18 protein-coding genes are annotated in these 23,454 nt (G+C 36.6%); 7 read left to right on the forward strand and 11 right to left on the reverse strand.

Annotated features, from left to right (window positions below):
* Positions 1–48: 48 nt before the first annotated feature.
* From ODE14_RS10600 to ODE14_RS10610, 3 genes are all read right to left on the reverse strand, one after another.
* Positions 49–1,029: a pyruvate dehydrogenase complex E1 component subunit beta gene (locus ODE14_RS10600; RefSeq protein ID WP_248391236.1), complete on the reverse strand. Its 981-nt coding sequence runs from the start codon at positions 1,027–1,029 to the stop codon at positions 49–51.
* A 111-nt stretch (positions 1,030–1,140) separates the two neighbouring features.
* Positions 1,141–1,557 (reverse strand): DUF2147 domain-containing protein, encoded by a 417-nt coding sequence (locus ODE14_RS10605; RefSeq protein ID WP_072885114.1) that lies wholly within the window; start codon positions 1,555–1,557, stop codon positions 1,141–1,143.
* Between the two features lie 150 nt (positions 1,558–1,707).
* A complete protein-coding gene (locus tag ODE14_RS10610) occupies positions 1,708–3,639 on the reverse strand; it encodes an LTA synthase family protein (RefSeq protein ID WP_263601430.1) in 1,932 nt (643 codons plus the stop codon).
* Between the two features lie 166 nt (positions 3,640–3,805).
* Between ODE14_RS10610 and ODE14_RS10615 the strand changes: the two genes are divergently transcribed.
* Together ODE14_RS10615 and ODE14_RS10620 are read left to right on the forward strand one after the other, a co-directional pair.
* Positions 3,806–4,519: a CDP-alcohol phosphatidyltransferase family protein gene (locus ODE14_RS10615; protein WP_263601431.1), complete on the forward strand. Its 714-nt coding sequence runs from the start codon at positions 3,806–3,808 to the stop codon at positions 4,517–4,519.
* A gap of 63 nt (positions 4,520–4,582) precedes the next feature.
* Positions 4,583–5,347, forward strand: coding sequence for a 3'-5' exonuclease (locus ODE14_RS10620; RefSeq protein WP_263601432.1), 765 nt, complete (start codon positions 4,583–4,585; stop codon positions 5,345–5,347).
* A gap of 136 nt (positions 5,348–5,483) precedes the next feature.
* Here the strand turns inward: ODE14_RS10620 and ODE14_RS10625 are convergent, their stop codons facing one another.
* From ODE14_RS10625 to ODE14_RS10640, 4 genes are all read right to left on the reverse strand, one after another.
* Positions 5,484–5,975 (reverse strand): hypothetical protein, encoded by a 492-nt coding sequence (locus ODE14_RS10625; protein WP_263601433.1) that lies wholly within the window; start codon positions 5,973–5,975, stop codon positions 5,484–5,486.
* A 127-nt stretch (positions 5,976–6,102) separates the two neighbouring features.
* The gene (locus tag ODE14_RS10630) at positions 6,103–6,735 is read right to left on the reverse strand and encodes a hypothetical protein (protein WP_263601434.1); all 633 of its coding nucleotides are present in this window, start codon (positions 6,733–6,735) and stop codon (positions 6,103–6,105) included.
* Positions 6,735–13,217, reverse strand: a complete 6,483-nt coding sequence (locus ODE14_RS10635; RefSeq protein ID WP_263601435.1) for an RHS repeat-associated core domain-containing protein — start codon at positions 13,215–13,217, stop codon at positions 6,735–6,737. The genes ODE14_RS10630 and ODE14_RS10635 overlap by 1 nt, the downstream gene beginning before the upstream one ends.
* Positions 13,218–13,226: 9 nt before the next feature.
* Positions 13,227–13,685, reverse strand: coding sequence for a hypothetical protein (locus tag ODE14_RS10640; RefSeq protein ID WP_263601436.1), 459 nt, complete (start codon positions 13,683–13,685; stop codon positions 13,227–13,229).
* A 239-nt stretch (positions 13,686–13,924) separates the two neighbouring features.
* Here ODE14_RS10640 and ODE14_RS10645 point away from each other — a divergent pair, with 239 nt between their 5' ends.
* From ODE14_RS10645 to ODE14_RS10655, 3 genes are all read left to right on the forward strand, one after another.
* A complete protein-coding gene (locus ODE14_RS10645; RefSeq protein WP_263601437.1) occupies positions 13,925–14,323 on the forward strand; it encodes a DUF2007 domain-containing protein in 399 nt (132 codons plus the stop codon).
* Between the two features lie 528 nt (positions 14,324–14,851).
* Positions 14,852–15,457, forward strand: coding sequence for a fumarylacetoacetate hydrolase family protein (locus tag ODE14_RS10650; protein WP_248391210.1), 606 nt, complete (start codon positions 14,852–14,854; stop codon positions 15,455–15,457).
* Between the two features lie 60 nt (positions 15,458–15,517).
* Entirely contained in the window at positions 15,518–15,955 is a 438-nt protein-coding gene (locus ODE14_RS10655) for a universal stress protein (RefSeq protein WP_248391208.1), read from the forward strand.
* A gap of 78 nt (positions 15,956–16,033) precedes the next feature.
* Here the strand turns inward: ODE14_RS10655 and ODE14_RS10660 are convergent, their stop codons facing one another.
* Complete coding sequence (locus ODE14_RS10660) at positions 16,034–16,267, reverse strand: DUF6341 family protein (RefSeq protein ID WP_248391206.1); 234 nt, start codon at positions 16,265–16,267, stop codon at positions 16,034–16,036.
* 42 nt (positions 16,268–16,309) lie between these two features.
* Between ODE14_RS10660 and ODE14_RS10665 the strand changes: the two genes are divergently transcribed.
* Together ODE14_RS10665 and ODE14_RS10670 are read left to right on the forward strand one after the other, a co-directional pair.
* Positions 16,310–17,215 carry a DUF6427 family protein gene (locus tag ODE14_RS10665; RefSeq protein WP_263601439.1) on the forward strand — a complete coding sequence of 302 codons (906 nt, stop codon included), beginning with the start codon at positions 16,310–16,312 and terminating at the stop codon, positions 17,213–17,215.
* A gap of 5 nt (positions 17,216–17,220) precedes the next feature.
* Complete coding sequence (locus tag ODE14_RS10670; RefSeq protein WP_248391202.1) at positions 17,221–17,805, forward strand: DUF3109 family protein; 585 nt, start codon at positions 17,221–17,223, stop codon at positions 17,803–17,805.
* 153 nt (positions 17,806–17,958) lie between these two features.
* On the opposite strand, the gene ODE14_RS10675 is transcribed toward ODE14_RS10670, so the two are convergent.
* The 3 genes from ODE14_RS10675 to ODE14_RS10685 form a co-directional block, all read right to left on the reverse strand.
* Positions 17,959–20,820 (reverse strand): M16 family metallopeptidase, encoded by a 2,862-nt coding sequence (locus ODE14_RS10675; protein ID WP_263601440.1) that lies wholly within the window; start codon positions 20,818–20,820, stop codon positions 17,959–17,961.
* A gap of 288 nt (positions 20,821–21,108) precedes the next feature.
* Entirely contained in the window at positions 21,109–21,792 is a 684-nt protein-coding gene (locus ODE14_RS10680; protein WP_263601441.1) for a hypothetical protein, read from the reverse strand.
* A gap of 110 nt (positions 21,793–21,902) precedes the next feature.
* Positions 21,903–23,237, reverse strand: a complete 1,335-nt coding sequence (locus tag ODE14_RS10685) for a trigger factor (protein ID WP_248391196.1) — start codon at positions 23,235–23,237, stop codon at positions 21,903–21,905.
* Between the last annotated feature and the right edge of the window lie 217 nt (positions 23,238–23,454).

Consider the following 23,454-nt stretch of genomic DNA (forward strand, 5'->3'; position numbering starts at 1 on the left):
TAAATGAAAAAACTTCCTTTCGGAAGTTTTTCTCTATAATTATGTTAATTATTTTACGTACATCGCTTTTTTGATTTCTTCTTTCACTTTTTCAAGTTTCGGAAACCATTCTGCGAATAAAGCAGCAGAGTAAGGAGCCGGCGCGTCAGGAGTTGTAATTCTCTTGATAGGCGCATCAAGATAATCAAATGCTTTCTGCTGTACCATATAAGTGATTTCTGAAGCTACGGAACCAAACGGCCACGCTTCTTCCAGCACAACCAATCTGTTTGTTTTCTTAACTGAAGCTAAAACAGTATCATAATCCAGAGGACGAACCGTTCTAAGGTCAATTACTTCCACGGAAATTCCTTCTTTAGCCAAATCTTCAGCTGCCTGAATCGCAAGCTTCATGATTTTCCCGAAAGATACCAAAGTTACATCGCTCCCTTCTTTTTTAATGTCAGCCTTTCCGATTGGTAAATAATATTCTTCCTCAGGAATTTCCATTTTATCTCCGTACATCTGTTCAGACTCCATGAAAATTACAGGATCATTATCCTGAATTGCTGTTTTCAATAATCCTTTTGCATCATATGGGTTTGATGGAACCACTACTTTTAGCCCCGGAATATTGGCAAACCAGTTTTCGAAAGCCTGAGAGTGAGTAGCACCCAATTGACCTGCAGAAGCAGTAGGACCACGGAAAACGATAGGACAATTCCACTGTCCGCCACTCATTTGACGGATTTTTGCCGCATTATTGATAATCTGATCAATACCAACCAATGAGAAATTGAATGTCATATACTCTACAATTGGTCTGTTACCATTCATCGCAGCTCCTACAGCAATCCCTGTAAAACCAAGCTCTGCGATAGGTGTATCGATTACTCTCTTTGGACCAAATTCATCAAGCATTCCTTTTGAAGCTTTATATGCACCGTTGTATTCTGCTACTTCCTCCCCCATTAAAAAGATGGATTCGTCTTTACGCATTTCCTCGCTCATTGCCTGTGCAATTACCTCACGAAAAGTATATTCTGCCATATTTATTTGAAAAATTTAGAGTACAAAAATAGTGTTTTTTTATTATTACATAACAAAAACGGCATTTCATTTCTGAAATGCCGTGTATTATTTTTTTATTAATGCTAAAAATTAATTAACCTTATACCAGGTCTGTGTTCTTCCGATAAGAGAAAAACCAAGATACCCTCTTACGTTAAGCTTATCTCCCTCTCTTTTGATGGTACACTTGTAAGTTTTCCCCGTTTTGGGATCGGTAATAGTTCCTCCGGTGAATTCATCACCTTCTTTTTTCAACCCTCTGATAATTTCCATCCCAAGAATAGGCTTGTTTTTTCTGTCATCTTTACAATCTACACAGTTCGGATTGGCAGGCTTTATCAAAAGCTGGGACACTTTTCCGTAGTACTGGTCTCCTTTTTTATAGATTTCCACAATAGATTTTGCCTGTTTTGTCTCGTCATCTATTGTTTTCCATTTTCCTTCAATCTGAGCAAACGATAAAACGCCGACAAAAGAAAGAATGAAGGTTAATAATAATTTTCTCATATTCTTATAGTTTTAATTTCAAATACATTATTTTGTTATCTATATCGCTAAAAATAGAAATTAATTTTCACATAACAAAAATTTTTGTTATCCTGAACATATATTATTATAGATTCATTTTAAATCAAATAGTTAAAGTATTTTTATAAATTAATATAACTTTCTGTTAATCACTCTGTCCATATAATCCTGATACCATGCTTTGGCAATAAGCATTCCTTTTTGGACTTCAGGTTTATTTTTCAAATGATCCATAAGATTTTTCTCAAGTCCAAGATCTGTTTTTTCAAAAACACCCACGATCTCCTTACCATCAAATCGGTATATATAATTGCCGATAATAAATTGCTCCACGGCACCGTCCGAATTGGCAATAATCGGAGTTTCCTGATTTTCATTTACCAGACTTCTTCCCCAACTTCTGATTTTTTTATTGTATCCGATGAGATCTGCTAATGTAGGATAGATATCAATCTGCTGAGCAAATTCAGGGTTTACGCCTTTGAGATGGTATTCAGGATTGGGAGAATAGAAAATCAGGGGAACGGCAAAACGGTTCATGATCTTTTCGTATTCGGGATAAAACACTTCATTGGTATGGTCTCCCGTGAAAACAAAAATGGTATTTTTAAACCAGGGCTGATTTTTAGCCGTTTCAAAGTATTTTTTTATGGCATAATCCGTATACTGAATAGGTTCATGCATCGGATTTTTTCCTTTTTTGAATTTTCCATTATATTTTTCGGGAATCTTGAAGGGATGATGAGAAGATGCCGTAAAAACCGTAGCCATAAAGGGCTGTTTTTTCCCCGTATTTTTAGCAAAATATTGTAAAAACGGTTCATCCCAGATGGCCCACATTCCATCAAAATCATTGTCGTTATTGTATTCCGTTTTTCCAAAATAATGTTTAAAGCCCAGAATATTTCCAAAACCTAAAAAACCCATTGAACCGTTCGGAGCACCGTGATAAAAAGACGTATCATACCCCATTTCATTACAAACCGAAACAATAGACTGTATTTTCTGGTTGGAATATGGCGAACTGGTAAACGCATCCGTAAGGCTCGGAATTCCGGCCAGTACGGAACTCATTCCATGAATAGACTGTCTTCCGTTGGCAAAAGTATTCGGAAAAATAAGACTTTGATCAGCAAGACTGTCGATAAACGGGGTATAGGAAACATAATCTTTAATATTCTTATCCCTATTGAAGGCGCCCGAATATTCTCTCCCAAAAGATTCTACGATAAAAATAACGATATTAGGTTTATCTTCAACTTTCCTTTCATATAATTTGTAAGGATGAATATTTTCTTCTATAAATTTTTCGTCAACGAAATGAACTTCTTTAAAATTGTTCGTATTCAAAGTTCTGAAGAACGAAAACGTACTGTTCAGCACCATATTTCCCTGGGAAGGCAGCTTGGCAAAACGATTGGCATCTACCAGGTTGATCGGTCTTGTACTGTGTTTGAAATCCCCTCGTATTCCGCCGACAGCGAGAACAGCAATTAAGCAAAGCGTTATTGTGGACCACACGAAATAAGGAACCAATCGATCAGGCTTATTTTCCTGAACTTTTATTTTTTTATAGAGAAAAATCCACAGTGCCATCAAAAGAACAAACCAAATAATCACAAATGGATTCTGAGCGATTGAGGATGTAAAAACCTTAAAAATATTGTTTTCATGTTGTGCCACCTGAAGCGCAGCCGATGTAAGCCTCATCTGCGAAAATCTAAAGTACACTATATCTCCAAAATTCATGGCATAAGCGATTCCATTGGTAATAAAGTACAGCCAGAAAAGAAACTTCTGGTAATTTTTTTTGGTGTTGACGATAACAGGAATAATACTTAAAAGAATAAAAAGCGCATTGACATATAAAATTGCCGTGGTATCAAATGCAATTCCGTGGAAGGAAAGACTGAAATAATCCTGCAGCGAATCAATCTTTATTAAATCCCTGTTGAAGTACCAAAACAAAAATCTTGCGATCTGATAGAAAAAATAGGCTAAAAAGATCCTGTATAAAAGCAGCAGAATCTCCTGTTTTCTAAACTCCTTAAAAAATTTCATGCGCAAATTTACATCAAAAATTAATCTGGTAACATATCAATTTATCAATACACCGATGTACAATGTAACAATAGTAAGAAACAACAATGGAAGGCTGTGATAATTATTGCTACATTGCATATCCTGATACATTGGTAAATTAATTAATTGTTTTAATTTTGTGTTTATGAATTTCATTAAGAATAATCTGGCCAATGCCATTACGCTGGGAAACTTATTTTCAGGCTGCGTGGGTGCAGTACACCTTATATCCGAAGATTATCAGACTACCGCAGTCTGTATTATTTTTTCGTTGATTTTGGATTTTTTCGACGGTTTTGTAGCCAGAGCTTTAAAGTCCAATTCCAATTTGGGAACCCAGCTTGACTCTTTGGCGGATATGGTAAGTTTCGGCCTGATTCCTGGGCTTACCATGTTTAAGATCCTGGAACCGTTCGGTAATGAAATATCAGGATTGCAGCTTCCTTTTGAAATTAAATATTTTGGATTTTTAATTACACTTTTTTCCTGTCTGAGACTGGCTATTTTCAATCTTGATGAAGAGCAGAAATACTATTTCAAAGGCCTGAACACCCCCAGCAATACGATATTGATTTTTGGATTATATTACGCTTTCAGGCATGAAGAAATCTTTGTTCATTTAGTACATAACAGCACGTTAATGCTTATTTTAACCATAATTTCATCATGGCTTTTGATTTCACCTATTAAAATGATTGCGATGAAATTCAAATCAATGAAACTTCAGGATAACTACCCTAAAATAGCTTTGCTGATTGGTGCAGTTGCTATTTTGGCCATATTTAAAACGGTTGGAATTCCTTTAGTCATTATTTATTACATCTTAATTTCCCTTATCTTTCAAAAACAATTGAAATAGGATTGATTTTATCGTGATTCCATTTTCAAATTAACACATTCTCAAATTTTCAAATTATAACAAATGAACTTAAAATTACATAAACCGCTTTGCATTTTTGATTTAGAAACCACAGGAACCAATATCGGAAAAGACCGGATTGTTGAAATCTGCATTTTAAAAGTAAATCCTGATGCTTCCCGGGAAAGCAAAACCTGGAGGGTAAATCCGGAAATGCCTATTCCTAAAGAATGCAGCGAAATCCATGGAATTTATGATGAAGATGTAAAAAATGCTCCTACATTCAGAGAAATTGCTCCTAAAGTAATGGAAATGATTACAGGAGCGGATTTGGGCGGTTTCAACTCCAACAGGTTTGATGTTCCCCTATTAGCTGAAGAGTTGCTTCGTGCAGATTTTGATTTTGATTTGAACAAATTCAAACTTGTGGATGCACAAACCATCTTCTTTAAAAAAGAGCCCCGGAATTTAGTAGCTGCCTATCAGTTTTACTGTGGAAAAACGCTTGAAAATGCTCATTCTGCTGAAGCCGATGTCATGGCAACTTTTGAAGTACTGGATGCACAGGTCGGAAAATATGATGATGTTCCGAACGAAATTGCAGATCTTAGCAGTTTTTCGTCACAGAATAAATTTGCAGATCTTGCAGGAATGATTCATTTCAATGAAAACGGAGAGGAAATTTTTGCTTTCGGAAAATATAAAGGACAAACGGTGAAATCTGTTTTCCAGAAAGATCTTGGATATTATGGCTGGCTTCAGAAAGCAGAATTTCCTTTATATACAAAAAAGATCTTTACTAAAATTCAGTTATCAAGCAGATTTTAAAGGATGAGCGAACTGGGTTAGTCCCAATTGGTAGAAGCTCAGAATAAGATTATAGAGCAGCTTTTGAAAAAATAATTTCAACAAATAAAGACTCCGCTAATATATTGTAGCGGAGTCGGTTTTTATAAAATGATGCCTAGAAATTATAGCTAAGTGCCACACCTGCACCTGCATTTTCCAGCTTAAAGTAAGGCCGGAAAGCCGTTCCTTTACCATTTTCTGTAGCAATGGCTTTGTTCAGGTTCTTCTTTGAAGAAATAGCAAAAGGTATGGCTATGGCAACCAAACCGGCTCCAATCCCTACCATGCTCCAGCCTTCGTTTTTGGTTTTTTCTGTACGGGCTACGCCATACTGATCTACACTCACCAGCTTTTCGCCGCCGTCTAACACTTTTATCAGCCCATATCCCATACAGCCACCGCCTATTGCCCCGAAAATCTGAGATACGGTACTGTTGGCCCTGTACTTTTTATAATATATCAAAGCCTGTTCATTTTGAAACACCTCTTTGTACTGAGAAGCCTTATAGACCTGCCCGTCTTTTACAAGCTTATTTTTGGATAAGCTTACTTGTGAAAATGCTAATTGAGACATTGCCACAAGACTTACTAAAATTGTTTTTTTCATAGTTGTGTAATATTCTTTTATAAAATAAATTACTTTTTGTAATGCATCAAATGTATTAAAAAAGACGAAAAAAAGTAATAAGCAGAAGTTATGATATTGCTGTAATCTGCTTTATTTCAGTTGATACTTACTTATTAATAAATAATGAATCTTTCAAGATAAGATCTTTATTGTAAATAGTATAATCGATTTTTTCTTTTTTTAATAATGAATCTAATGCTTTAATATTTTCAGACTGATTTATAATATTAAAACTGATCCTTGATACATCATCATAAAAAATTGCATTACATTTTTGTGGAGTGTCATTACAATTTTCATATAAATTAAATATTAAAAACATCTTTCTTTTTGTTTTCTTAGGAATGAATAGCACAGAATTGGCATATCCCTCATAATCTGCAAATACAGCCATTTTGTATGATTCATGTGATGCTCCCTTGTAAAGATATCTTTCGGTATAATTCTCCAATAAAATGTTCATTTTATAATCAATATTGTCTGTGAAATCGGAAGTAATTATTTGTCCAAATACAGGGTTAAATAGTTTCTTTCTATTTTCCAGCATATAATTAGGAAATATCGGTATTAAATAGTTCGTTGTGCTATTGTTGGTGAACCACAGCTCTACCAATAAACTATTACTATCTAACATCTCTTTTTTTGCAATATTAACTGAAATGTTATCCTTATAAATTTCGTTTTTAGTGTCTTTACAACCTAAAAAAATAATAAATATAATTGTAACTATCCTTCTCATTATTTTAATTTTACTGGTAAGTGCTTGATAGCATCATATACACGTCTAAATTGCACACTATTGTAAATATAATTATTAAATGTGTTTTCAAGTGACGTATCAAAAAAACCTGATAACTTATTTAAGCCATTTAATTTTAGGAAATCTCTTTCAATACCCCAAATTGCTCCATGCTCAATGGTTAATTTACTTACACCAGGAAAAAGTAATTCAGGTTCATAACCACTTTTTGTTTTCACCTGTAAAAAACTATTTAATTTATCATTAAGATTTATCGTAGAATGACCCAGTTCGTGCATCATTGTAAACCCTAACTTTATTTTAGAACCAAACGCAGCTTTTGAAAAATTAATACTCGACGTATTACCATCCCAAAAATTACGTCTGGTATAAGCAATTACATCTTCTTTTGTTATAGTGTTATAATAAAGATCTCCTTTTCTTATGTAGTTGCCTCCTGGTTGGTCTACATAAAATTGTTTTGCTCCCGTATTCATTTTATCCCATCCTGTTTCCTTAAACATCTTTCTTAGAGTATTTCTTGATGGTTCCAGTGCCTCTTCTGATTCTGGTATTCCCAATTTATCGTATTCAGCTTTTGTTAATTCAGAAGTGTATCTTGATTGTGCAAAGAAGCTAACAGTATAACTTACTGCACCCATTGCTGCACCAACCAATCCTCCTGTATAAAAACCTTTAGCAAAATTTCTACCATTTACCAAGGCGTCTACAGTTCCACCTATGGCACCCTGTACGCTCCCCATGACCACAGCACCTCTAACTCCTGTAGCTGCAAAGGTAGAAGAAAATCCGCCAGAAATAGCTCCTGTGACAGCACCTACCAGCAAACTTTTACCAAATCCTCCCCAAGTCCAGCTATTGGTTATCAAAGATTTTATCGTATAAATTCCGGCAGATATTACCGCGCCTACAATGGCACCATAAATTACAGGAACTACGTACGATAAAAAGAAACCTGCTGCCCATATTTCCCCAGTCGGGTCATTATACATCATGGGGTTATTCATTACATACCCGTACTTGTTGTAGTTTTGGGAATTGGCAGGATCCTGTATATTTTCGTCTGCATTCAGGAATCTTCTTAACAGCGGATCATATAGCCTTCCGTTCATGTGGATAAGCTCTACCTCGTGCAGATGCTCGTGGGAAGTATAGCCACGGTCTATCAGCATGGCTTTGTTTGTCAAAAACTCTTCTAATGCCTGACCTTTTAGTATGCCTCCTTCTTTTATTTGCAGATGGGTAAAGATTCCCCATGCATCAAAGTGCCTGCGTTCTTCGGCATTGCCTTCTTCATCGCTTATGGCAAGAATACTTCCCAGGTAATCTTTGTGTAGGAATTTGTAGCCCTTGTCGTCGTTAAAATCTTTAACATAGATAATGCTGCTTTCATACGGCGAGCCGCCGATGTACAGGATATGCTTTTCTTTTCCACTCTTCTGGTCAATAATAATCTCGGCATCGCCACCCTCATTGTAATACTTGGCGTATCTGGCTTCCTGCTCTTTCTCAAAGTTTCCACCGTAGTACATGATCTGCCTGCTTTCAGACAGCCCGTATCCGAAAGCATAGTCGCCACGGGTACCGTCTATTTTTACCGGATCGTTGTTTTCGTTGTAGGTAATTTTCTGAAGCACCCTACTCTGCCCGTTGAGGTCATAATTCTGTATTCCTTCTGCATTCAGCTTCATATGCGTAACCCGGTACGGATTTCCGCCAATACTGAAACCTATTTCTCCCAGCTGGTCGTTGTATCTTATTCTTCCTGTCTCATCATATTCGTTAAAAGACAATTGCCCTGTTTTAGGATTTGTCCAGTTAACCAGTCTGTTGTTATCATCATATTCGAAAACTTCGTCGATGTCGAAATTCTTGTGGTAACGATGGTTCAGCTCATTCTTTATGGCATTAAAGCTATAATCCAGTGTCATCAAATCCGCACCTCCGGAAACATGAGACACCTGGGACAAGAAACCAAAGCTGTCATACTGATTGCTGATCTGGGTATTTCCCAGTGATGCATTCAGCACCTGCCCTTTGGCATTGGTTTCCTGCAATTGGTAAAGGGTTTTTCCGCTGTTGGCATCAGATAGGTTTTCCAGGTCTCCGTTCCAGCTGCTGTAGTTATTCTGTAAGGTTACTTGAGTTGTACCACCCTGAGATTGCAGGCCTTGATGAAACTGCGAAACCCTGCCCAGTGCATCATACTGTATATCATCTTTAAAGAATGTTTTCCCCTCAAACTGTTCTGTATGCGCCGTAAGCCTTCCGTCTGTAGCATAAGTAAAGTTCTGCGCAAAATACCTGCCATTGGCTTCGCCATATTTTTTTGCGATCTGCCCGTAAGGATTGTACTCAAATTCATAATTTTTTTGAGTAGAAACACCATCGTTAGAAATTTCTTTTACGTGCACAGGTAATCCGTTGGATGCGTAAGTGTATTCCTTATATCCTTTCGGGCTGATCTCTTTTTTAATGGCTCCGAGGCCCGTATATTCATAGTTGTACAGACCGTTAGCAGGATCATGAAAGCTCATTTTCCTTCCCCAATCATCGTACCCTGTAACTACTGTATTATCATCATATTTTGCTTTTATCTGCTGCCCTGCTGCATTGTAAGAAAATACAATGGTTCCACCTTTGTCTGTAGCGCTCATTACGTTTCCTAAAGCATCGGTTGTTTTGCTGGTGGTTCTGTTATAACCGTTCAGCTCTTTTACAGTTGTGGTATAGCCCGAGATAGTGGTTTGTATCTTTTTACCGTTAAAAGAAGTCGCCGTTACTTTGGCAGGGTACACCGTATCGTCATAAGCAATAGTATTCCATTGAGATGTAGACTGCCCTTCAAAATAGGGTTCGGATTCTTTCAGTTTTCTTCCCAATATATCATATTGTATTTCTGCGGAAATATATTTCCCCTGTACAAATGCTTTTGTGGTTGTTTTATAGTTCTGTCCCAGCGTATTGGTATATACGATCTTCACATCCCCGTCCGGCAAAAACTCTGATACTTTCGTACCTGCATTACCGGAAAGCCTTTCGTAAGTATAGGAAGTTGTACCCCCGAGCGTACTCGTAGAGGAAATTAGCTTACCCCAGTTATCATATGCATTCGTAAGCATATTCCCAAAAGGATCTTTCTGGGTAAGGGTCTGCCCCCAATTGTTGTACGTAAACGATGTTTCCAGCCCCAGATTATCCGTTTTTTTGTTAACAAAACGCCCTTTGTCTTCGTACTGCGATTTTTCAGTAATGCTTTGGCCATCTACAGAATTGGTGCTTATTTTCTGAGTGATGTTTCCAAAATCGTCATATGAGTAGGTTTCTAAGATATAGCCTGTATTATTCTTATTCCATTTCTTAACTGTTTTTAGCAGATTATTATCATAGGTGTACCCTTCTTTGGCAGATTGAGTGTCTCCGTACGCTGTAACCTGTTCTGTTTTGGAGAGCGGCCGCCCGGTAAAATAATTGCTTCCAACCCCCGCCAGATTATGGAGATATTCATAAGTCGTCGTATTGATGGCATATCCGTTATTGATATTGGATACTATTTGCGATGGAAGATAATAGCTGCCATAAGAAATAGAACTTACTGCAAGGGTATTGGTAATAAAATCTTTTGTCTTTGTGGTTTTAGGAACAATAGCCGTTACTACTTTTGGCTTATCGGCATCCGGAACTGTAGTTACCACCTGCCCGTTTAAAAGCTTATCCGTTTGATAAGTTGTTCCTTTATAAGCAAGAAGCTGAGTGTTATTTTCAGAAATATCTGCCGGGAATATTTTGCTTTCATCATTGGTTCTTATCGACCATTCTTTTACGGGAACACTTTCATTTTGCGGATCTGTTTCTACACCAGACCATATTTTGGTATTCTCAAAGCCATCTGCGTACCAAGAAGAGCGTGCCGACCGGTTAAACCCTAACATTCCTCTTCCCTGCAAATGCCCAGTCATACCCCTGTATCGGAAATTCTGTTTTCTGCCCGCCTGCTTTAGCTGTACCACAGCGTATGACTGGTCTGCACGCTGCATAGAAAAGAAAGGATAGTATTCTTTCTTTTCCTTTTTATAATAATTAGAATTTGTATCCGGATTTAGTTCTGCATAAGTAACAGAAGTAGTAAGTCCTGCCTGTGAAATAGATTTTATTCTGGCTAATTCTGCAAGAGAAGTAGGTGCTTTGACTTTAAGCAAAACATCTTTTCTAAACAGGAAAACATTGTAATAATTATTATTTGATCTGATTGTATTGGTAATAGGCTGATATATGGACAGGTCGTCATAAGGCTGGGTTAAGGTGTAAGTTCCAGATGAAGGAAAAGAATAAATATTTTCAAAATCAAAATTAATGCTTCCATCCGTCATATTGGTGCCATTAGAAGTAATTGAATTGACGGTAACACCAATTGACCTGTAACTGCTTCCGGATGAGTTTGAATACGAATACACCTGCACTATATCTGATTTTCCATCAGAATTAAGGTCTGATATCGAATAAAATGTTTTACTGAATTGTAACCAGTATCCGTTATTTGTAGTGGAAACATTTTTATATACTAAGAAATCATTTCTTCGGAAGCTGTTAAATCCTGTTCCCGTACCTATATAAAACCTCCAGTCATCTTTTCCTGTTTTTCCTTCGGTAAGCGGCAGTGTGAAATCCAGTTTTGAATCACCATTAAAATCACCGAAAAGTACCGGAAAGCCCGTTCCTTTGGTTTCAGCTAAATTGCCTGTGAACTTTATTTTTTTAAGGTATTCGGTAGCCGATATTTTTGCAAATTCAAATACTGTATAAGAAATATTTGAAATATTAATTATATCAACTTTTCCATCACCGTCTACATCCAAATATTTTTGATCGGTATATTGACTGTCGCTAATTCCTGCATCAAGAGTATAAGAATACAATGGATTGTTAGCATTTTTTAAATCAACTATAAAATTGCCTGCTAATTGAGTATATTGTTGAAATCCGTAACATGGCCCTCCGTCATCTATTCCTACTCCAATAACAGGTGTTGTGCCATTGCAAGGCATCTCAACCCATTCCCCAATCCTTTTATTAATCGTTACAAATACATCCGAAATACCATCTCCGTTAATATCGCCTTCGTTAAATGAAGCCATTTGTAAATTACAACTGTTATTCCCTTGATTTATACAGCTAGGATCAGCATATACCAGTTTTTCAAATACTTTGACAAAATTATTAGCTCTGAAAATATACCCTACAACTTTTCCGGATTCATATTGAACAATTCCATTTCCATTGTAGATTTGTCCTTCTTCATCAAGCATCGTGGTCACTACTTTTGCCTCCGTGTTAAAAACCTTATTAGTAGCAACCTCAGTATAATTATCGTTAAATGCACCTAATTTTACCGTACCATTAGACATTATGAAATCTATGTATGAATCTCCGTTAAAGTCACCCGTCAGTTTTACGTCTTCTAATGTTGAAGAGCCAAAATTTTCTCCGGCAATACTGGTTCCTGTTCTGTCCGGATATGTAAAGGTCACAGGATTTGCTGCTTCATTATTCGCATTATATTCGGTAATCTTATTCAGAAACTGGTAATTGGTGCTATTATTTGTATATTCAACCAGATACTTCCTAAATTGTGAGCCGTTCGTGTTTACGATAATACCTGATAAAATTTTATCTTGTATAAATCTTAATCCCTGAATATAGGCCTGTTCTTTTAAATTTCTTTCCGTATAAGTAAATTCGACCGAATTATAGTGGGGTTTGTTCAGGAGTTCATTTCCTCCCCAAAAAATAGAGGATATTCTAAGTGTCCCGGGAAAATTAAACCCTCCCGAATGAGCTGTATATTCATAATTGTATGAGATATAATTCCCCTGTGCATCCCTCCATTTTACAATATTGTATTCTGAAGGCGATGTTACTGTAACATTATTTCTGGTACCGGCTTTATAAACTCCGTACCACGCCTGCGAACCATCTTCAAATGTCACTTCAAATTCTGCGGGTCCGGCCAATTGCCCATTAACAGGATATGTTCCCAAAGATTTTATTTTTATATTGGAAAATTTCTCAGTTATATAGGTAGCACCATCTTCTCCATAAGCAGCAGGACTATCAGGAGTAAGAATAAGCCTTTGCCCGTTAAAGCTGTAAGAATCCGAATAACCCAGCTGAATTGCTTTAATGTCACCATCCCGTTCAATGCTTTTCCCTGTTCTGGTGATAGAAGTAATGCCTGAGATTGTCCATCCATATCCAGCAATACCATTGCTGGAGTTACTTAAATACATAAGGCTAATATTAGGCGAGACACTTTTCACCCCCGGAGGAAGAGTAATAGGAAGTGTATATTGCAGCTGCCCTCCGGCATTTACTTCTACTTTCCCCTGTGTATCATGGAAATTGTTCTGCCCATATAGATTGTAAAACACGAATAGGACAGTAAGTAATATAATTTTTTTCATAATGTGCTTCTAATTTTTTGTTACTGTTCTGGTATAAACACTACCGTCTGAGAGATAAAACTTTAGGTAATAAACCCCATAAGGATAACTTTCCATGCGGAAAATATAAGAGGTATTAGTAAGTGTTCTTACATCTATAAAACTCAGAATCTTAAAGCTATTGTAAGGCAGAAGTTCTATTTTTGTGATATAGTCATTCACCTCCTTATCCCATAATACAGTTAAATCTGTTTTTACAGGGACAGGAGTTGCACGTACACTATTCGCGACTTTTTGAGCAATAGTTTTGGGCTGAGATGCCTGTGGCCATGTTTTAGAAAATAAATCTGAATTAGAATTTTTGCAGCCGTTACATATTCCCCGGAATATCTGGTTGCCTGCTTCATCATATTCAAAAATTACGCTTTGTGCGTACAAGCTGCTTCCAAAGAAAAGGAAGAATACAGCAGTAGAAATACTTTTTCTCATGTTGATCATTTGTGTTTAAAAAATTGATTAAAGGATTATTTCCTTTATCTTAGCAATATTTGTGTGGACAAATATGCAAATAAAATTGTAGAATACACGATATAGTTTTGTAATATTTTTTTTACAGCATGGTGTGATATTTATTATTTTAGCAAAAAAAATAGGAAGAATTTTTTACATATGATGCCGTAGAATTAAAAGCATATTTATCAATACAATAGAGGAATTAAATAATAAAAATGAGCGAACTTGTTAAATTCAAATTCTACGAAACGGCACTTCAGGCTAACAGGGATAAGCAGATCCTGGCGGAAAGCGGTATCAACAGCTTTATTGCGAACGAACAGCTGATCCAGTCGGACTGGCTTTTGTCGCAGGCTGTTGGCGGAATTCAGCTGCAGGTTTTTGAAGAAAATCTTGAGAAAGCGCACAAGGCTTTGGAAAATTATAAGGAAAATGAACAGTTTTCCCTGGAAGTAGAGCATACGATTTCAGATCCTGAATTTGATTTTGTTTGTCCGAAATGCGGATCTAACCATATTTACAGAGATGACAGCGCTACAAGCTTTTTTGGAATTTCGATTTTAACGAGCCATAAGTTTGTGTGTTATTATTGTGGAAATGAGTTTATGCATTGATAAGAATTTCAACGCAAAGCTGCAAAGATTTTTTTAATTTATTGTGGATATCTTTCGTTCGCAAAGGCGTTTGACTATGTCGAATCTTCGATTTCACTCAGCAAATCAGCGGGGACTTTGGTTTGTTACTTTAAAAAATTACATCAAAATAAGATTTACCATTCCCCTCCTCTGGCGGGTAGCGAAAATTCGAAGAATTTTTGACGGGTTGGTTTTTAAATAGTAAATTATGAATTTTCTTCGCAAGTGAATACTGTGAATGATAAAATTCGTTATTGATTCGCAGAAATTGACGATTCACTCTCCTAGCCCCGATTGCAACGGCATCCTTTTTGGCTGCGGGCGGAGCAAAGCGGAGCCCGTAGCCAAAAGATACAGTGGAAAGCGGGAAAAAGCTCTTAAAAAAAGAGAGGAAGCTGGAAGATGGAGGAAGGAAATTTACTATCATTGAAAAATAAAATTAATTAAATAATGTGAGATGAAATTGCTTCGTCGCATGAGCTTCTCACAATGACAAAATAAAAAGTTATGAAAATAATCTGTATAGGAAGAAATTACAGCGAACATGCAAAAGAACTGGGAAATGAAATCCCGGAAAGGCCGGTCATTTTCATGAAACCTGATACGGCTGTTCTGAAAGGAAATGATTTTTATATTCCGGAATTTTCAAATGATGTTCATTATGAACTGGAAGTAGTGGTGAAAATTTCAAAAGGAGGAAAATACATCCAAAAAGAAACGGCTCATAAACATTATGAGGAAATCGGTTTAGGAATTGATTTTACAGCGAGGGATCTGCAAAGCGAGTTAAAATCAAAAGGTCTTCCGTGGGAGCTTGCCAAAGGGTTTGACGGCTCTGCAGTGGTTGGAAATTTCTTTAAGAAAGAGGATTTTAATCTTGAATCTTTGAATTTTTCATTGTTAAAGAACAACGAGAAAGTTCAGGACGGAAATACGAAAGACATGATGTTTACGATTGATGATATTGTCACTTTCGTATCACAGTATTTTACTTTAAGAGTGGGCGATCTTATTTTCACGGGTACTCCGAAAGGCGTGGGAAAAGTTGATGAAAATGATATTCTGGAAGCCTATCTTGAGGATAAAAAAGTGATTGATATCAGAATATTGTAGATAATTTAACGCTGTTTTCTGACATATTTTTCTTAACTTTAATAGACAAAATTAAAGGTTATGGTAAATATTGTATTGCCCGTAGATTTTGGGGACAAAACAGAGCAGCTTGTAGAAGGTGCGGTAAAATTTGCAAAGCAAATCAACGGAAGAATTTTTCTGATCCACGTAGCACCGTCGGATATTGGTTTTGCTATCGGTGATATGGGATTCCAGTATTTCCCGGAAGTTGAGGAAAACGAGATCAGAGAGGAACTGGTGCAGCTAAATAAAATCCAGCAAAGGATTCTGGCTCATAATGTAGAGTGTGAACACATCCTGAAACAGGGTATTGCCAAAGATATCATCCTGGAACATGCCGTGGATAAAAAAGCGGACTTTATCGTAATGGGTTCCCACGGAAGAAGCGGAATTTACGATGTTTTTGTAGGAAGTTTAACCAAAGGGATCACCAAGGATTCAAACATTCCCGTACTGGTACTGCCTGTTCACGAATAAAGAATACATTTTAATCGTCAGTAATAAAAAAGCCGACCAAACAGAATTTGATCGGCTTTTTACTATATAACCAATTAATTAACCTTCTTTTTTATAGATGTTAGGATCATAGTAAGGAAACTTACCTTCCGTTGGAGAATAGTAGTCTTTGTCTTTATTGTTACCAAGGGTTTTTACCAAAACATAGCACCAGTAGGTAAACAATGCGCAGCAAACAATAAATAAAACCCAGTTTAATACGTTTCCGAATGTGTCAAAAAAACCAAACGACCATTTGAAAACTTTGCTTAAGAATAGAAAGAAAGACGTCATTATTTTCCTTTTTTAAATTAACTTTGTACAAATTTATAAAAAATGTTTAAATTACTTTCAAAAGAAAGCAATATTTTTTCAATCCCGGTTTATATTGGTTTCCTTCTTTTAATAGTAATAACTTTTAATTTCCTGAATTTCAACACTTATGAAGCCATTGTTGCCGGAATTACTTTTCTGGGGATTGCACTGGGATATTTTTGTTTTCACAGTATCGCGCTGAATTACCAGACGCATCTGCCATTATTTTTATATACATTTTTTATTTTTGGTTTATATCCCGGGAAACTGGACATCGGTCTGGCCGTTGCACTGCTTACGAATTCTTTTCTGCTGTTGCTGCTTACCAGTACGAATGAGGACATCAGAAAAAAATCATATGTTCTCGTAGGCTCTATTGTAGCGCTGAATTTTATTTTTCTTCCCACTACATGGCCTATGGCTGTTTTTGTAATCATCCATGTGATTGCTACTTCTGAAAGAATCAGTCTGAATATTTTCAGGTTCCTCTTAGGAATTCTCCTGATTGTTCTGAGTTATTTTTCAGTAATGTTTTTCCTTGATTACAATTCCTGGAATACGGATTATTTTCCTTTCGGAAAAATGAAGCTGGTTACGGATTATGAACAATTACTGCCATTAATCCCCATTGTATTGATGCTCATTTACGCGGTATATGATCATTTCAGGAATTACAACAAGAAAAGCCCTGTCAGCAGGTACAAATATACTTTTTTACTGGTTTTTTCGTTTGCCCAACTAATCACCATTATATTGTACATGAATACAACGTATGAATATCTGCTGCTGCTCGCCTTTCCCTCCACCATTATTCTCAGCAGGATGTTAAGATTTCTCCCGAAATACTGGATGCAGGAAGTGAGCCTTTGGCTGATTATTTTTAGTTTAATCGGTTTTAAAGCCGGAACTTATTTTGATTTATTTTAAAGATTATGATTCAGATTGACGATAAATTGATCTCCGAGGAAATTTTTTCCGAAGAGTTTGTCTGCAACCTTACCAAATGTAAGGGTGCCTGTTGTGTGGAAGGGGATGTTGGAGCTCCTCTGGATAAGGATGAACTGGAAATTTTAGATGCTATTTTTGATAAAATAAAGCCTTATCTTACTGCAGAAGGCATTAAAGCTCTGGAAGAACAGGGAACATGGACCACTGATCCTATGGACGGAATGTATGTGACCCCAATGGTGGAAGGTCGCGAATGTGCTTATGTGACTTTTGATGAAAAAGGTATTACCAAATGCGGTATCGAAAAAGCATATGAAGACGGCGCCGTAGACTGGCAAAAGCCGATTTCATGCCATCTCTACCCAATTCGTATTACCGAATATTCTTCTTTTACCGCTTTAAATTATCATGAATGGAGTGTCTGCAGCGATGCATGTACATTAGGAAGAGAGCTTCAGGTCCCGGTGTATAAATTTCTGAAAACACCTTTAATCAGAAAATATGGCGAAGAATTTTATGAGGTACTGAGCGGAGCAGCTGAGGAATGGAAGAAAGAGTACGGCTCGTGATAGATGTTTGAGAGTATATGCGTTTGAGGGTTTGAGGATTATGTGTATGTTCAAATAATGGAAAAACCTTGATCTTTAGTAATTAATGGAACAATAAAAAGCCCGTCCGGAACAAGTTCCGGACGGGCTTTGTTTAAATATTATATCGAAAAATTACTGCGCTGCTCCGGTTTTGATTACCGCCGTTTCAGGTTTTGCTTCATCCTTTTTAGTACTTTCCCAGCCATCTTCTGGCATTAATGTAGCCACAACTTTTCCTTTTGTAAGATACTTTTTGCCTACCTCCTGAAGATCTTTTGCGGTTAAAGATTTCACTTTCTCTTCATAGTTCAGGATTTCGTATTTGTCGCTTCCGCTCATCTGATTTTTGGTAAGCGCATTCATCCAGTACATATTATCTTTCATGCTGGTTTTATGATCGTTGTATTCTCCTTCTTTATATTTGTCAAGATCTTTCTGTTCGGGACCTTTATCAATAAGCTTCTGAAGTTCTGTCAATGCACTTTTGGTAAGTTTTTCAGCATTTTCAGGACCACAAGGGAAACTGATGCTGAAATAGTAATTTCCATAAGGAACTTTTACCATTCCGCCTCTTGCTCCACCACCATAGATTCCACTTTCATCTTCACGAAGTTTTTCAATTACTTTAATGGTTGCCACCTCTCCCAATGCTTCCAGAGCTAATGCTTCTTTTTCATTATAAGGCGTTTCCCCGGCATAAGAAATGGTTACCATACTTTTAGGATCTTTTCCTTTTTTATATATTTTGGTAAAATCGCCGGTCATTTGTCTGTAACCTGTATCTTTGAAGTTGGTAGATTTTCCTGTTGAAGGAAGACTTGCAATATACTGCAGTACTTCATTTTTAAATTTTGCTTCATCAATATTTCCTACGAAATAAAAATGGAAGTTTCCTGCATTACCGAATTTTTCTTTATAGATATCATACGCCTTTTTATAATCCGTATTCGCCCATTCTTTTTCTAAAGGAACAATGCCTATAAACCTCGGATTTTTCTGGTTCATGAATTTTGCATGCTCATTAGAGAAATAAAACTGTGGGTTCGACAATAAATTGTCCAACATGGCAGATTGTTTTGTCTTATAAGCATTGAAAGCGTCAGGATTATAATTCAGCCCTGTGAAATAAGCATACATGAGTTCCATAGCCGTACTTAGATCTTTTTGCGTGGTACGTCCTGAAATCCCTTCAAACAAAGAACTTACCATAGGATTTACACTCACCTGTTTTCCGGCTAAATAATTGGTAAGATCAGATTTTGAAAAACCGTTTACCCCGGCTTCTGACAGTGCAGGAAAAGCAAACTGTGTTTTGTTATAATCTGCGTCGTTAATTAATGAACTTCCCCCCATACTTCTTGCTGAGAAAACAATTTCATCATCTTTAAAATCAGTTTTTTTGAATGTTACTTTTGCACCGTTGCTTAAGGTCCAGGTTGTTGTTCCCAGTTTTGCATCGGTTTCCGTTTTGGCAATTTTACCTTCAGATTTGAATGGCTTTACCAGATTTTTAATCGTTTCTTTTTCTTCATAAGGCTTAAGATCTGCCATTTTCACACTTTCGAACATATCCAAAACCATAGCCTGTGAAGGCATAGTCACATTTTCTTTTTTAGGACCTGTGATCACTACTACCCTGCTGTCATCTTTCACGAATTTTTTAATGACTTCATTCGTCTGAGCCAAGGTTACGGAAGGTAAAAATTTTCTGGTGTCCTCATATTCCCATGCAATTCCGGGGATCGGTTCTTTTTCCAGGAAGTTACTTACATATTCACCCACCAGCATGTCACTTTCCGTTTTATCACGGTTATTGTATGCTCTTTCGAGATTAGATAAAATCTGCGCTTTTGCTCTGTCCAGCTCCGTTTGTGTAAAGCCGAATCTTTTTGCCCTTTCCGTTTCCTCAAGAAGAACTTTGAGAGCGTTAAGCTGGCCGCCGTCTTTTACCATTGCAAATCCCTGGAAGCCTTCCTTCGTTCTTGCATACGTTCCGCCGTGGTAAACAGATCCGTATGTAAAAGGAGGATTATTAGAGTTCACAAGCTCTCTCAATCTGTTATTCAGCATTGTTGAAGTAAGGTTTTCGATGATACTCTGGTTGTACTGCTCAATAGTAACATCCGGCTGATATGCATCGGAATCCTTCATAATGAACTGAACCATTGAGCTTGTTGCGTCCGGATCCGTTTCAACAGCTACTAACGTTTCTTTGTGATTTGGCAAATCAAATGTTTTTCTTTCTCTGGGTTGCGCAGGATTTTTATATTTGCTGAAATTATCTTTGATTTTCTTTTCAACCTCGTCTACATTAATGTCTCCCACAACAACAATAGCCATAAGATCCGGTCTGTACCAATCTTTGTGGAACTGTCTTATTACTTCAGGTTTAAAGTTTTCCAGCACTTCTTTTTTACCTATCGGAAGACGATTGGCATATTGAGAATTATACAACAATTTAGGAAGATACTTGTCAGCCATTCTTTTATCGGCACCAAGACCTAATCGCAGTTCTTCCAGTACTACGCCTCTTTCTTTATTGATTTGCTCATCGGAAAGTGTAGCATTGAACGCCCAGTCTTCCATTACTTTCAGACCTGCATCCAGGTTTCCCGGCTTATCAAGAGGAACAGGAAGCATATAAACGGTTTCATCGAAACTTGTATAGGCATTAAGGTGCTGTCCGAATTTCACTCCAATCGACTGCAGGAAATCTACCAGTTTATTGTCAGGGAAATTTTTTGTTCCGTTGAAGTTCATGTGTTCCATAAAGTGTGCGAGCCCCCTCTGGTTATCATCTTCAAGAATAGATCCTGCGTTGATGGCCAATCTGAAATCCACTTTCTTTTCGGGTAACGTATTTTTTTTGATATAGTACTTCATTCCGTTTGAAAGAGTACCGATTCTTACAGAAGGATCTGTAGGAATATTCTGTGCGAATGCATTTGCAGAGATCAAAAAAACCACGGCAAATGATGATAGCATTTTCTTCATATGTTTGATTATTAATTTTTATGGTTCAAAAATATCATTTATTCACAGAACGAAGAAATAATAAAAATATTATTTAAAGTTAAATAGCGTTAAATACCGTTAATTTTAAACGATTTCCTTAGAAACAGTGAGAAGAAGTAATCATGTTTAGTAATTAATTATTACTAAACTTTTATTGTTAAGTAAAATATTGCTTCAAATATAAAGTAGGACTACACTTTTAATTATATTTTAAATTGCATAAAAAAACCGGGACAAACCCGGCTTAATTTTTATTTAATAGCAATTCTATTTAAAATCTGCATCCGAAACTCCGGAATTAAGGGTAACTTTTGTAGTTTTAATAACCACTTTCTGGCCATTTCCTTCCGCTTCAATTTCCTGTGGGAATTTTATACCGTCTACGGTCATATAGCTTTTTACAACGGCTGTTCCTTCTTCTGCAGAAGATTTGTAAAGCAATCCTGTAGAAGCATCAAAATAGAACGTCCCTTTACTTGAAGTCAATACATTATAATCTTTTCCATCAATTTTTTCCACGGTAACAGTTGAGAAAGTTGCAGGATCATAAGACAATGCGTCAATCACTTTGCTTTTCTTTAAATCCGGGATTTTATCAGCCGGAATGTCCATTTTCTGACCTCCCTGTTCAAAGTATCCTTTTTCACCATCAAAGAACTGAACCATTTTCTGGCCCATCACAGATTGTTCGGACTTGAATTTGTTTCCCATTTTCTTCGTAGTCATCATCACATCCATTCCCTGAACGGTAAGGGTGTTTTCGATAAGTGTTGTTTTAATACCTTCGAGTTTATCTTTTCCTCCTAAAGCTTTCAGATAATTATCGATAACTTCTTTGGGTGTTAATTTCGATTTTACGGTCTCCGTTTTAGCGGGAGCGGATGATGTCTGTGCAACTACAGGCGCAGCATAAAGCACGGCACAAAAAAACGGAATGATGATCTTTTTCATATATAAATTTTAGATTGTAAATATATGAATATTGACTGATAAATTTTCAGGATATTTTCATAAAAAAAACCACCAAATTGGTGGTTTTAAAATATTTATAATACAATAAGTTATTTTTTAAGCTCTTCTAAAAACTCATCGTGAGAGATGGCTGTTTCTTTTTTAGTTGCTTTTTCAAGAATGATATCTTTTAGTTTTGTCATGGCAACTTCAGAAGAGATCTGTCTTACCTGCTCCTGATCTTTCAGCATTTCCACAGCATATTTCTGGATTTCTTCGTCTCCTAAATGGTGGATTCCGTAGATTGCCAACTGGTTTCTTACCAACTGCTCAGCCTGAGCCAATACATCTGCATAATCTAACTGGATTTCGTTTTCCGACATTAGTTTACCTTCGATGATCTGGTATTTCAACTGGTTTTTCTCAGATTCCAGGATTTGCTTAGCCTGCTCTTCAGACTGGATATTCTGATTAGAGAATAGTAACCATTTAACAAGGAATTCTTCAGGAAGTTTTACTTCTTCTTTTTCAGAAACCTGCTCCAATACTTTATTTACAAAGTGTACGTCTGCATTTTGCTGGAAATATTCATCCAGTTCAGCTTTCACTTTTTCTTTTAATTCTTCTTCAGACTTGATGTTTCCTTCACCATATACTTTATCGAAAAGATCCTGGTTAAGTTCCGCAAGGTTTAATGAGTAGAAATCTTTTACTTTTACTTCCACTTCATTGTGGTGTAAGTGTTCAGCTTCTTCTTTGGAGAATCCTAATTCTTTAGCCAATTCTTCGTTTTCAGCAAGCGTTTCTTTAGAAACTTTCACAGATCCGTCCATTTTCAAACCTTTTACCAATTTGAAAGCTTCTTTGTTTTCAGCAGTAATGGTAGCGTTCTTTGGATGGTGGTGGTGCTCACCTTCCGCATCATCTTCCACAACCTGAGAAATTTCTAAAGCGATATAAGAATCTTTAGTGATTTTATCCTGAGGAACCTGCTCAGCGAAACGCTTCTGCATGTTTTCAATGCTCTTGTTGATTTCTTTTTCAGAGGCTTCCACTTTGTAGTGAGGAGCTTCATATTTAGAAAGGTCTATGGTAAATTCAGGCTCGAAACCTACTTCAAAAGCCACTTCCAACTGATCAGCATTGTAATCAAATTCGTTTACAGGCTGAGGAACAGGCTGACCTACTAATCTTAGTTTGTTTTCGTTTACGTAGTTGTTTAAAGCATCAGAAACCTGTTTGTTGATTTCTTCGAATGCAATACCTGCTTCGTATTGTCTTCTAACCATACTTAAAGGCACTTTTCCTTTTCTGAAACCAGGAACTTGCGCATTTTTAGCATAATTAATCAATTGCTTTTCAACTCTTTCTTTATAGTCAGATTTTTCCAATGTCACTGTAAGCAATGCACTTACATCATCATGGTTTTGTGCGGTAACCTTCATTATTGATTAAAATTTTAGGTTGCAAAAATAGGAAAATTTTATGAAAATCACTCATTTAAAACAAACATAAAAGCTAAATAATGTTAAATATAAATTTCCTGAGGCGGAAGACTGGAAGATGGGCGACGGAAGTTCTATAAATAGTTAAAATTTAGACAATCTAATATGTAGTCTTAGAATTTCATCAATAAAAAACCACCGGAAATTTTCCGGTGGT

This window comes from Chryseobacterium sp. PET-29, assembly GCF_025736815.1.
GTDB lineage: Bacteria > Bacteroidota > Bacteroidia > Flavobacteriales > Weeksellaceae > Chryseobacterium > Chryseobacterium nepalense.